20 protein-coding genes are annotated in these 10,353 nt (G+C 66.3%); 9 read left to right on the top strand and 11 right to left on the bottom strand.

All coding sequences use genetic code 11. The annotated features are described in order from the left end of the window. Nucleotides 1-34 precede the first annotated feature (34 nt). Both ACFULV_RS04910 and ACFULV_RS04905 read left to right on the top strand, forming a co-directional pair. On the top strand, nt 35-415 hold the full coding sequence (locus ACFULV_RS04910) for a DUF1761 family protein (protein WP_378628513.1): 381 nt from the start codon (nt 35-37) through the stop codon (nt 413-415). A 25-nt stretch (nt 416-440) separates the two neighbouring features. Next, nucleotides 441-728: a DUF1905 domain-containing protein gene (locus ACFULV_RS04905; protein WP_378653232.1), complete on the top strand. Its 288-nt coding sequence runs from the start codon at nt 441-443 to the stop codon at nt 726-728. Nucleotides 729-760: 32 nt separating this feature from the next. Here the strand turns inward: ACFULV_RS04905 and ACFULV_RS04900 are convergent, their stop codons facing one another. Further along, nucleotides 761-1,069 carry a MerR family transcriptional regulator gene (locus tag ACFULV_RS04900; RefSeq protein WP_378653230.1) on the bottom strand — a complete coding sequence of 103 codons (309 nt, stop codon included), beginning with the start codon at nt 1,067-1,069 and terminating at the stop codon, nt 761-763. A 157-nt stretch (nt 1,070-1,226) separates the two neighbouring features. On the opposite strand from ACFULV_RS04900, the gene ACFULV_RS04895 reads away from it, so the two are divergent. The 7 genes from ACFULV_RS04895 to ACFULV_RS04865 all read left to right on the top strand — a co-directional run bounded on the left by ACFULV_RS04895 (nt 1,227) and on the right by ACFULV_RS04865 (nt 5,313). Next, complete coding sequence (locus tag ACFULV_RS04895) at nt 1,227-1,652, top strand: Hsp20/alpha crystallin family protein (protein ID WP_378653228.1); 426 nt, start codon at nt 1,227-1,229, stop codon at nt 1,650-1,652. 260 nt (nt 1,653-1,912) lie between these two features. Continuing rightward, a complete protein-coding gene (locus ACFULV_RS04890; protein WP_378653226.1) occupies nt 1,913-2,065 on the top strand; it encodes a hypothetical protein in 153 nt (50 codons plus the stop codon). A gap of 166 nt (nt 2,066-2,231) precedes the next feature. Then, nucleotides 2,232-3,191 carry a non-homologous end-joining DNA ligase gene (ligD, locus tag ACFULV_RS04885; protein ID WP_378628525.1) on the top strand — a complete coding sequence of 320 codons (960 nt, stop codon included), beginning with the start codon at nt 2,232-2,234 and terminating at the stop codon, nt 3,189-3,191. A gap of 582 nt (nt 3,192-3,773) precedes the next feature. Continuing rightward, the gene (locus tag ACFULV_RS04880) at nt 3,774-4,064 is read left to right on the top strand and encodes a hypothetical protein (protein ID WP_378653225.1); all 291 of its coding nucleotides are present in this window, start codon (nt 3,774-3,776) and stop codon (nt 4,062-4,064) included. Between the two features lie 75 nt (nt 4,065-4,139). Next, complete coding sequence (locus tag ACFULV_RS04875) at nt 4,140-4,736, top strand: hypothetical protein (RefSeq protein WP_378653223.1); 597 nt, start codon at nt 4,140-4,142, stop codon at nt 4,734-4,736. A gap of 127 nt (nt 4,737-4,863) precedes the next feature. Next, nucleotides 4,864-5,052 carry a hypothetical protein gene (locus ACFULV_RS04870; protein WP_378653221.1) on the top strand — a complete coding sequence of 63 codons (189 nt, stop codon included), beginning with the start codon at nt 4,864-4,866 and terminating at the stop codon, nt 5,050-5,052. A 108-nt stretch (nt 5,053-5,160) separates the two neighbouring features. Next, nucleotides 5,161-5,313, top strand: a complete 153-nt coding sequence (locus ACFULV_RS04865; RefSeq protein ID WP_378653219.1) for a hypothetical protein — start codon at nt 5,161-5,163, stop codon at nt 5,311-5,313. Between the two features lie 46 nt (nt 5,314-5,359). Here ACFULV_RS04865 and ACFULV_RS04860 read toward each other — a convergent pair whose 3' ends face one another. The 10 genes from ACFULV_RS04860 to ACFULV_RS04815 form a co-directional block, all read right to left on the bottom strand. Beyond that, a complete protein-coding gene (locus ACFULV_RS04860) occupies nt 5,360-5,845 on the bottom strand; it encodes a hypothetical protein (RefSeq protein WP_378628534.1) in 486 nt (161 codons plus the stop codon). A 463-nt stretch (nt 5,846-6,308) separates the two neighbouring features. After that, the gene (locus tag ACFULV_RS04855) at nt 6,309-6,884 is read right to left on the bottom strand and encodes an alkaline shock response membrane anchor protein AmaP (protein ID WP_378653214.1); all 576 of its coding nucleotides are present in this window, start codon (nt 6,882-6,884) and stop codon (nt 6,309-6,311) included. Beyond that, nucleotides 6,881-7,417: a DUF6286 domain-containing protein gene (locus ACFULV_RS04850; RefSeq protein WP_378653212.1), complete on the bottom strand. Its 537-nt coding sequence runs from the start codon at nt 7,415-7,417 to the stop codon at nt 6,881-6,883. The genes ACFULV_RS04855 and ACFULV_RS04850 overlap by 4 nt, the downstream gene beginning before the upstream one ends. Beyond that, complete coding sequence (locus ACFULV_RS04845; RefSeq protein WP_378628541.1) at nt 7,414-7,728, bottom strand: Asp23/Gls24 family envelope stress response protein; 315 nt, start codon at nt 7,726-7,728, stop codon at nt 7,414-7,416. The genes ACFULV_RS04850 and ACFULV_RS04845 overlap by 4 nt, the downstream gene beginning before the upstream one ends. Then, nucleotides 7,725-7,913 (bottom strand): hypothetical protein, encoded by a 189-nt coding sequence (locus tag ACFULV_RS04840; protein WP_358114335.1) that lies wholly within the window; start codon nt 7,911-7,913, stop codon nt 7,725-7,727. The genes ACFULV_RS04845 and ACFULV_RS04840 overlap by 4 nt, the downstream gene beginning before the upstream one ends. Before the next feature lies 1 nt (nt 7,914). Continuing rightward, complete coding sequence (locus ACFULV_RS04835) at nt 7,915-8,388, bottom strand: Asp23/Gls24 family envelope stress response protein (protein WP_378653209.1); 474 nt, start codon at nt 8,386-8,388, stop codon at nt 7,915-7,917. A 74-nt stretch (nt 8,389-8,462) separates the two neighbouring features. Continuing rightward, a complete protein-coding gene (locus tag ACFULV_RS04830) occupies nt 8,463-8,798 on the bottom strand; it encodes a hypothetical protein (RefSeq protein WP_378653206.1) in 336 nt (111 codons plus the stop codon). Then, complete coding sequence (locus tag ACFULV_RS04825; RefSeq protein ID WP_378628547.1) at nt 8,795-9,172, bottom strand: Asp23/Gls24 family envelope stress response protein; 378 nt, start codon at nt 9,170-9,172, stop codon at nt 8,795-8,797. The genes ACFULV_RS04830 and ACFULV_RS04825 overlap by 4 nt, the downstream gene beginning before the upstream one ends. After that, nucleotides 9,169-9,744: an Asp23/Gls24 family envelope stress response protein gene (locus ACFULV_RS04820; RefSeq protein ID WP_378653204.1), complete on the bottom strand. Its 576-nt coding sequence runs from the start codon at nt 9,742-9,744 to the stop codon at nt 9,169-9,171. Before ACFULV_RS04820 ends, ACFULV_RS04825 begins: the two co-directional genes overlap by 4 nt. Beyond that, nucleotides 9,735-10,301, bottom strand: coding sequence for an RNA polymerase sigma factor (locus tag ACFULV_RS04815; RefSeq protein ID WP_378628550.1), 567 nt, complete (start codon nt 10,299-10,301; stop codon nt 9,735-9,737). Before ACFULV_RS04815 ends, ACFULV_RS04820 begins: the two co-directional genes overlap by 10 nt. Nucleotides 10,302-10,353 lie beyond the last annotated feature (52 nt).

Here is a 10,353-nt window from a genome sequence, read left to right as displayed (position 1 = left end):
AATTGAGTACTGCATCGTACTCAAGGAGCTGGCCATGATAGTTGCAGGTGTCGTCGTTGCGGCGGTCGTCTCGTTCGTCATCAGCGCACTGCTGTACGCGACACCGCCGATCGCCGCGCTGGTGTCGAGGACGAGTACCCCGCGTCCCGGAATCGGCATGCCGGTCCAGATGCTGTTCGTGGTGCTGCGTGGGCTGCTGGCCGCGGCGGTGCTGGCGACACTGCTCGTCGCCGGCGATCGGCATGGCATCGCCGCAGGGGCGGCGGTAGGTGCGATCGTGGCGGTACTCCCGGTGACCATCCTCGCCGGTGCCGTCGTCCACGAGAACGTGCCGATACCGACCGCCCTGGTGCACATGACCGACTGGGTTCTCAAGCTGGTCGTCAGCGGTGTCGTGCTCGGCATGTTCGTCTGAATCCCGAACCCCGACAGGAGCTCTCATGAACACCGCACCGGGACCGATCGACATCACGTTCACCGCTGTCCTCGGAAAGGTCAGGGAGGGTGACACGTGGACGTGCGTGCAACTGCCCGACTCCGCGCGGATCTTCGGCACCCGGGGGCTGGTCAAGGTGAAGGGAACGGTGGACGGTGTCCCGTTCACATCGTCGTTCATGGCACTCGGCGACGGTACCCACAAGCTTCCCGTCGCCGCCGAGATCCGCCGCCGCATCGGAAAGACCGATGGTGACGAAGTCACCGTCGAGCTGACTGAACGATTGAGCTGACGGACGTGGCGAGTTTCCCTGCTCAGGGGCGTCTACTTCGGCTTGGCGCGTAGTCGATCGCGTTCCGCGCGCAGGCGCGCGACAGTGTCTTCGAGTTCGAGGATGCGAGCCACCGCGGTCAGATTGACCCCCTCGCCGGTGAGGGTGGTAATCCGGTGCAGGCGCGTCAGATCGTCACCGCTGTAACGACGGGTGCCACCGGCACTGCGTGCGGGAATGAGCAAGCCGTGCTGCTCGTACAGGCGCAGGGTCTGGACCCCGATGCCGGCCAACTCCGCGGCAACCGAGATCGCATACACCGCCTGTGCTGGTGACGGCCCTGAGTCGTGCCGGGAGATCATCTGTGTCCTCACCTCGATTCGTGTCGTCCACTCTCAGATTACTTGTCTCCAGTACTTGCACTCACCTGGGTCGAGTGCTAGAAAATATCTATGTCAGGTGACAGAGGTTATCTGATGACAATCCTACCGAGAATGGAGTGAGTTGGAGGTGGCGACCATGTTGATGCGCACCGATCCTTTCCGTGATCTGGACCGGTTGACCCAGCAGATGTTCGGCACAGCAGCGCAACCGGCGGCAATGCCGATGGATGCCTGGCGCGACGGGGACGAGTTCGTCGTCGAGCTCGATCTGCCCGGAATCGACCCGGACTCGCTGGATCTGGACGTCGAACGCAATGTGGTGACCGTGCGCGCGTCCCGGCCCGGCCTCGACGTGAATCGGTCGATGATCGCCGCGGAGCGTCCGCGCGGAGTGTTCAGCCGACAGCTGTTCCTCGGCGAAAGCCTCGACACCGACCAGATCCGCGCCGACTACCGCGACGGAGTTCTGCGACTGTCGATCCCGGTCGCGGAGAAGGCCAAACCCCGCAAGATCGAGATCGCCCGCGACTACGACCGCGAACGCCAGGCGATCAACGCCTGAGCCCGTGAAAGAGGTCGGCGATGACTGCCTCGATCACCGGGGCGGCTGGTTCGGTCGCGCCCACTCAGCGCAGCCCTCCGCCGCGCACGCAACCTCGTAGCAGCCGTTTTGCCGGTTCGTCACCGGTGCTGTCCCGAAAGTGAGGTGATCCGTATCGAACGATCCCCGAAGCCCTTTCGAATGAGCTGAATTCGACCTCCCTGCAATCCGGTGGCCGGGTCACGGACCCGGCCACCCTGAGCGCACCGACTGGATCACCGATGCCGATCGACTACGCCATCGAACGACGAGAACAAGCCGAACCGACCGATCCGACCGCGATCCGGTGGCCCGAGCCCAGCCCGCTCGAGCCGTGGTGGACCGAGATCATGGACGGTGTATCACCGCTACACCTGCCGCGACCTGATCGCTGACCCGCTCCGAGCGGCCCTCCTGTCGCTGCCCCCAATGGCAGTGGATCCGGGACGGCCGCACGGTGGTCGAGCTGGTCGTCGTGACATCGGCGCGTAACGCACCAGAGCTATGCTGAATGTTTGCTGACGGTGTCCAGGGGATCGATCAGGTGATGGCGAGGCCTGTATGACCCGATTGCCGCACTATGCCGCGATGCTGGCCACGGCGGGCCATCTACCTGCCGACGATGACCGCTGGGCATACGAAGTGAAATACGACGGCGTCCGGGCCATTGCCTATATCGACGACGAATTGCGGCTCGAGTCGCGCAACGGCAACGACATCACCGTCGCCTGGCCCGAGCTGTCCGGGCTCGCCCCCGCCGAGCCCGGGTTCGTGGTCGACGGCGAGATCGTGATCGAACACGCGGGCCGATCCTCGTTCCAGGCATTGGCGCCGCGGATGCATCAGCGCAATCCGGCCACTATCCGCGCCCTCGCGCAATCGACTCCGGCGACTTACATGATCTTCGACCTTCTCCACATCGGCGACCGGTCGCTGATCGAATTGCCCTATGCCCAGCGACGCGAGCTCCTCGAACATCTCAGGTTGACCCGCTCGCATTGGCGGGTCCCGCACTTGCTCCCCGGTCCCGCCGCCGACGCCCTGGCGGTCTCGCAGGAACTCGGGCTGGAAGGCATCATCTGTAAGCGTCGCAACAGCTGGTACCTGCCCGGGCAGCGCAGCCCCGCCTGGACAAAGGTCAAGAATGTCACTCACCAAGAGGTCGTGCTGATCGGCTGGAAGAAGGGCGCCGGTCGCCGTGCCGGGCAGATCGGATCCTTGCTGGTCGCCGTGCCCGATGATCGCGGCAGCCTGGAATACGCCGGCAGTGTGGGCACCGGATTCACGACCGCGATGCTCGCCGACCTCTTCGAACAGCTCGCACCGCTGCACCGCACCGATCCGCCGATATCGGGCATCGGCCGTACCCCGGACGGGGTCTCGTGGGTGCAGCCGAAACTGGTCGGGGAAGTGGCGTTCACGGAATGGACCGGCGACGGCCGGTTGCGGCATCCGAGTTGGCGAGGTCTACGTTTCGACAAGGATGTCGACGAGGTCGAAACCCCGACCGGGCGCAATTGACTGTCCGCGCACGCATTTGTTCGGTGCTGTTCTCTCGGGGTCGGCGCGGATGTCGATGCCTGGCCGCTATCACTGCCTCGGGTCGGTGGATTGTGTTCGAGGTGCGCCGGTGTGCAAGTGGCAACGCAAGTGAATGTCAATTCATGCTGGAAGTGCCGAGTGTGATTCGGACTCGGGATTCCATCGGGAAGCAAATAGCGTGACAAGCTGCTCGAAGTCGTGTCGTGCCGACATTTGTCACGATTGCATAAACTACGCCGGTGAAATTCTTGCCTGCCCGATGCGTGAAGCGCCCTGCTTGCCGCGTGTGACCTGGTATCAGGGAAAACGGCCAATTGTCACCGATAAATAACGGCCCTTCGCGAGGTGCGGGAATTTCGGTTTCTGCTTCCATCGACTTCCACCATCTGGCACTCTATGGGTCATCGAGATCGCGGCACCGATTGCGGCGACCGCAAATCTCGGGTGAGCTCATCGTCGTTATAGGGGGAATGAACGGGCGCATAAGAGAAATGGTCCGGCTGGGGTAGCCGGGTGGGAGGATTCATGGTCTACATCAGAGCTCACTTCGATAATCGGTTCGTGCTACAGGAGCATCGCGACGGTCCGCGCGGCATCTCGGAGGAACGCGGCGACGAGTTGGCGCCACTGGCGCCGCTGGCCGTCATTGTGTCGTTCGTGCTCGTGGCGGCGGGATGCATCGCGTCCTCGGCAATGGGGGAGTGGACCCGCGACTACGGGGCAGAGCTCGTCGTCATCGCCTTTTGCCTGCACATGTTCCTTTCGGCTCTGTTGGGCTCGTGGGGACTTCGCATGTGGCTGCAGCCCACCCGGATCTGGCGTCGGTTCGAGCACCGATCTCTGCGCGGCTGAGTCATATCCGCCTCAGTACTACTGCGCTAGGAAAATCCGCGGCAGCCCGCGTGGATGCCATGAGTGGGAGGCGTTGTGAGAAAGACCGTCGAAGTACCGATCTTGTCCCGGCGCGTCACCGAAGGCGGCCAGATCGTGGCCATCGAGGTCAGTCGGCCGCGACCGGTTGGCGGAAAGGTGGAGTGCGCCTATCGGCTGGCGGACACGCGGCGCACCACCGAAGGCCCCGATTCGCTGGCGGCGCTCTACCGGGCTTTACTCGAGATCGGTGACTTGCTGGCGCAGGCGAATCGCGGCGCGTCGGCGCGGTTTGTCGTCCCGGCGAATCTCGGCTTTCCGGTACCACCCGCTGGTGATCGCCCCGATGCAGTGGACGGCGCCGATGTTGTGGCGACGCAGACGATCACCCATGCCGGCGACCGGCACACGATTGCCATCTGCCGACCTGTCCCGGCTGTCGGCGGGGACGGCATGCTGTGCCTGTTTCGGGTCGACGGCGAAACCTGCGCGATCGCGAGAGGTTGGGACGGCGTAGACGCGGTGCTGAATGCGGTCGCGATGATCGGCGCAAGGTTTCGTCTCGCCACGGATTGGCCGTTGTCGCCGGCCGGAGGTGGATTCGCGCCAGAAGTGGCGACCGTCGTCGCGACGGGTGCTCCAACGGCGATCTAGGCACGCGGGTTCTGTGGTTCCACCATCATCGTCGGGCTCGACGTTCTTCGGTCCGGACCGCGCCGGTTTGCCCGTATGGCTTCGGGGTAGTTCGAAGCGACGACGGCTCGATGAGGAAGGAAGGGCAATGACAGCATCCGGCGATACCTCCGACGCCTCGCGAGATGCGGGCACGGACGAGCCACGGCACGATGTAGTTCCCGGTTCGGCACCGCAAGCGGCGGGGTCGGCGCCCGGCATCGGCGCCGACAAAAAATCAGGAAATTCGGTCGACGCGGCAGACGAAGTCGACCAGGAACCCGGCGCACCCGAGTGATTCGCTCGACAGTGAGCTGAGTTCCCGCCGTCACCGCGACATCGGGTAACGCCCTGGTCGGCGTTGCGCGGAAGTGAGTACAGCGAACCTCAGTCGAAGGAGCGAGGCATGTCCCGACCGAAAGACCATGACGACGAAGACACCGAACCTGAAGGCGGCCGGCCCGGCCCCACCGATCAGGGCAAGAACGGTGGGATGGCTACCCGCGAACGTGCACCGGAAATCGCCGAGACCGAGCACGCGCAGGAACCGCCGGACTGATCCGACCCTGGCGCGTCGCTTCGAAACGGGGAGACCGAGCGGAGTTCTATGTCGCCGCGGCCGGCCAGCTGATAGTGGGCCACGACTTCGGCAGGTTGACCGAACCGTCCAGGACCAACCGCACCAGGTCCTCGTAGCCCTCGCGCATCTCGGCCAGATGGTGCCAGGCTCGATGTCGCTGGGCGTCCTCGGCGTTGTGGAGCGCCCAGTGGGCATAGGTGGCGGCTTCGGCGACTCTGCCGATCACCCCGCCCACCGTGTCGATTCCACGCGGAGCGCCGGGGCGTGGCCGCGGAAGCTGCGCGGTGATCCACACATCGATGGTGTGCGCGACCTCCGCGATCTGGCGACCGACCCATACGGCGGACGGTTCGGCCAGCCAGTCCCGATACAACGACCCGAGGGTGCGAGCCCAGCGGGCGAGCGGCTGATCACAGTCGGCGCCCCCGTTGATCGCGGCGAGCAATTCTTGCGGCGAAAGGAACGGACCGTGTTGAGCCGGCGCCGGGTACCACGAATCCGGTGCGCTCACCTGCGCTCACCGGACTGGCCTGCCCCGAGTTGACGCTGCTGCGAAATTGCGGAATTCAGATTTCTAGCACCGGACAAAGCAAACTCCTGATCAAGCACACATCCGCGTGAACGGGTCGACCCAGCGGACAAGCAAGGTTCTGATCCTGCGCACGGTCCCGCACCGGCGCCGCGAGGGTCTTTGCAGAATCCGATATTCGTATCCGTCAAGCTATCAGGCGGCAGACGTGGTCGTCGCAGCCGGTGCACTCTCTCAAGAAACATTTAATAACGTGCTCCGACCAGCGAATCTGCGGCAGATTCGGCGGCCGGGCGGTAACTCCTGACTGCACAAGGCATTTCGCTGAAGGGGGTTCTCCGGAGCCGCCTCACCTACGACGCGCGCGGCCGAGGGGGCGGGTACTCCGGGCCAACCGCACGCCTTCGCGCACCCGCTGGATGAGGGTCTCGACAGCTGACGGGCGTTATCGCGCGCGTGCCGCACGCCCGCGATCGGCGATCCGGAATTCGACCGTTACGGGAATGGCGCTGAGGTCCAATGCCGTGCGCAGCCGCGCGACAGCGTGCTCGAGGATCCGGCGCCGCAATGCGGTCAGATCTGCCGTGGGGTCGGTGGTGACCAGCAGGTGCAGTTCGGGTGCGAGCGCATTGCCGGAGAGCCGGGCGGTGGCCGAGCGGACTCCGGCATAGGTCTCGACATCGACGGCCACCGGTTCGGCGGCTGTGCTCGACACCAGCTGTGTGCGTCCCAGGCCGTCCGCCGCCCCGACCTGCCACACAGCGCTCTTGGGTAGTCGCGTGAACTGGGCGGCCAGCCAGCGCAAGGCGGCCAGCACGAGCACCACGGCGCCGGCGATCACGAGGTAGAGGACCAGGCGCGGCGGTTCCTCGGTACCGGGTACCACGGCCGCCTCACGTGAGCCCTGCCCGAAGGCCCCGAAATGCGCGGTGATCAGCAGACCGCCCGCCGCGACGAGCAGGATGCCGAGTAGTCCGAGCAGACCCCGATTCAGGCGGGCGGGCCGGTTGGCGCTGGTCATCGCTCACCTCCGTGACCGATCGTGCGCAGACTGGTGCGCAGGCGGGGGACATGGGCGGGCTTGATGCGATCCAACCGTGTCGCGACGGCTTGGCCGACTTCCTGTGCCGTCCGCTCCACGGTGTGGTGGGTGTGTCCGGTGACATGGATCTTGCTGCGGCGCAACCGGACCCGAGCCTTGTCGAGACCGTCGACACCGTCCGCGGCGTCGGCGAGCGCGTCCCGCAGACTACGGCGCGCGATGCCGGCGTCGACACCGTCACCGGGTTCCAACGCGAGCAGTACCGGCTTGCCTGGCAACGCCGCCGCAGCCAGCAGCGCCAGCCCGAGCACCACGACGACGATGCCCGCGCTGAGCACCCACACGCTGCCCCACGATGTGTCGTGGAGCCGGGCGGCGACACTGTCGTAGGACACCCACTCCCGTGTGCCGGTCAGTCGCTGGATCAGCGATACCGCGACGAGCACGGCGGCGCCGGCGAGCAGGAGCGCGACGATGACGGCCGGTACGACCCGGCGGGGGCGGCGTGTCATCGAACTCTCCTCTCGGGCGGTGCCGGCACCATGGCCGAGACCTCGATGTCGACTCGCGGCACTGTCATGCCGGTCAGCTCCTCGGTCCGGGCGATCAGATGCGCGCGACACTGCTCGGTGACGCGGGAGATCGGCAGTGGGTAGCGGATGGGCAACCGGACGTGCAAAGTGGCGCCGGTACCGATCACCTGGGCGCTCACCTGCACCTGCGATTGCACTCCGTCCACCTCGGTCGCGGCTCGTGCGGCGATGCGCCGCACGACCCGCTCGTCGATCGTCGTCGTGCCGGGCAACTCGGCGGTGTCGGTCACCGCCGGCTCCGATCCTGCGCAGAGCGCAGCAGGCCGGACAGATCGACCTCACCGTCGAGCCAGCGCCCGATCAGCAGGCCGAGGCCACCGAAGATCAGCACGACCGCGAATGCGCCGAGCCCGCCGAAGGCGGCGGCGAAGCCGAGGGACAGCCCCATGACGAGGCAGATCATGGTGGCGTTCATATCACTGCACCCGGTCGCGCGTCGGCTGCTGCGGCTGCTGATCGGCGTCGTCCTCGATGTAGACGTCGTTGACGTTGATGTTGACCTCGACGACCTCGAGTCCGGTCATCTGCTCGATGGCGGTGATCACGTTGCGGCGTACCGCGCGCGCCAATTCAGCGATGGCCACCCCGTAGTCGACGACGAGTTCCAGATCGACGGCGGCCTGCTTCTCGCCCACCTCGACCGACACACCCTGGCCGATGCTGGAGGACGCACCCGGAATGCGGTCGCGCAGCGCGCCGATCGCGCGGGCGGTGCCACCGCCGAGGTCGTAGACGCCGCGCACCTCGCGCGCAGCCAGTCCCGCGATCTTCTGGACCACAGTGTCGGCGATGCTGGTCGTGCCCTGATCGGTCACCAGGGCGCCGTTACGGTTGGACGACTCGGCCGCCTTCTCGACGGTTTTGGTGGTGTCGGTGCTCGTGCTGGTCATGGCTACTCCCGCTTGTGTTGTGCTGCAACATTTGTCGAACTGACACTGGTAGGACACACCTGGCCCCCGTTTCGTCACGGGCCAGGATCGTGATCTGGGTCGCTCTCGGAAATGAACACGTCGGTATGCAGATCGACGACATGGACCCGCAATCGCGCAGCGGCCCACGGGGTCTGGTCGAGCAACGGCCGAATCGCGGCGTCCAACTCGTGCAGTAGCGGCCGCAGCGGCAGAGTCGCGGCGACGACCCGGATCTGGACCACAGTGTCATCGAGGTCGACGGCGGCACTGCCCGCGTTCCACGGCAACCACCGGCTGTTCTGCAAAACCATCGGGACCGCGGGGTACACCCCGGCAACGGCGTCGATCGCCGCCACGATCCGGTCGATCAACGCGGACTCACTGATCACGATCGCCCCGGCTCGATATCGAGGACACAGACCGTCACTTCGTCGACGTCGGCACCGGTGTGTTCGGCAACCGCCCGGGTGACTGCTCGCTGCACCGCCCGGCCCACGTCGCCGACCTGCCCGGACGCGGTCAGAGCCAGGTCGACCTGGATGCCGAGAAGCCCACCGGAGCGCCGGATCCGGACACCGGCGGACGGGATCGGTTCCTGGCCCATCCACAGGTGGCGGCCGGTGCGTGCCAGGTGCCCGACCAAGCCGAGCACCCCGGGCTCGAGCCGCGCCACGCCCGGCACCAGCAGCGCCGCCCGGGCGGCGACACCGGCGATCACGGCGTCGCCGACGACCAGCTCGGTCTCGGGCAGGGTGCCGGTCACCGGTTCTCCTCGTAGATGTCGACCACGGTGATGTCGAGTGCGCTCAGCGCGACGCCGACGCGGGCGGTCGCCGCGGCGCGCACTCGCGCGCGCACCACCGAGACCAGTTCGTCGATGCTCGGCCCGCCGTGGCGGACGGCGAGGGTCATGCTCACGGCGATCACTTGGTCGCCGTCCTCGTCGATGTCGGTGCTCTGCACGCGGCAACCGCGCGCCCGCACTCCGTCTACGGTGTCGGCGGCGAACCGCAGCACCACCGCGACAGCCTGTTCGCTCACCAGGACCGCACCAGGGTGCGGAGTGTCGAGGGTGAGGGTTCGTCCGCGGCGCACGTCGGCGCGCACGGCGGACATGATGCGCCCGAACAGGTCCGGCGGCGGCGGGTCGGGTTCTTCGATGAGTTCTCGGGTGGCGGTCCGCAACGTCAGCAGGCTTTCCCTGGCCGCGGCGCAGTGTGGGCACGACGACTCGTGCCGGTCGATATCACCGTCGTCGAGCCGCTCCCACACCTGTTCGAGCCCGCGTCCGCACGGGAGCAGGTAGTCGTTGTCGGTGCTGTGGGTCACCGCCATGGCTTCATCACCTCTGCCAGTTGGGCTCGGGCGCGGGCGATCCGCCCGCGCACCGCTGTGCTGTTGGCGCCGACGATCTCGGCGATTTCGTCATAGGAGCGGCCGTGCACTTCACGCAACAGCCAGCAGGCCCGCTGTTCGGGCGTGAGCAGTTGCAGTGCGTCGGTCAGCGCTGCCATCTGACTGCTCACCTCGGTCGCGTGGTCGGGGCGGGTGTCGGGATGAGTCGAGGCCGTCGTTTCGGGGTCGACCTCGGCGGCGGGGCGACGGGCCCGGATGACGTTGAGACACCGGTTGGTCGTCATCCGATACAGCCATCCCGCGAAGGCGCCGTCGTCCTGTAGCCGAGCGATCGTTCGCCAGGCTTTGAGGAAAACCTCCTGGGTGACGTCCTCGGCCTCGGCGCGATCGGCGAGCATCTTGGCGGCGAGGCGAAACATCGGTCCTTGGTAGCGCAGCACCAGCTGCTCGTATGCGCGGACATCGCCGTCACGCGCCCGACCTGCCAGGGTCGCGTCATCCAGCTCCGCCTCGGTCGCGGGTGACGTCGTAGTCACACGGCACCTCCTCCGCTGTTCCTGTGATGGACACCGACGCGCAGGACATCGT

The organism is Nocardia sp. NPDC057272 (assembly GCF_042668615.1).
In the GTDB taxonomy this organism is placed as follows: domain Bacteria; phylum Actinomycetota; class Actinomycetes; order Mycobacteriales; family Mycobacteriaceae; genus Nocardia.
The sequence above is the reverse complement of the archived record's forward strand: the minus strand, read 5'-3'. Positions and strand labels throughout refer to the sequence as shown.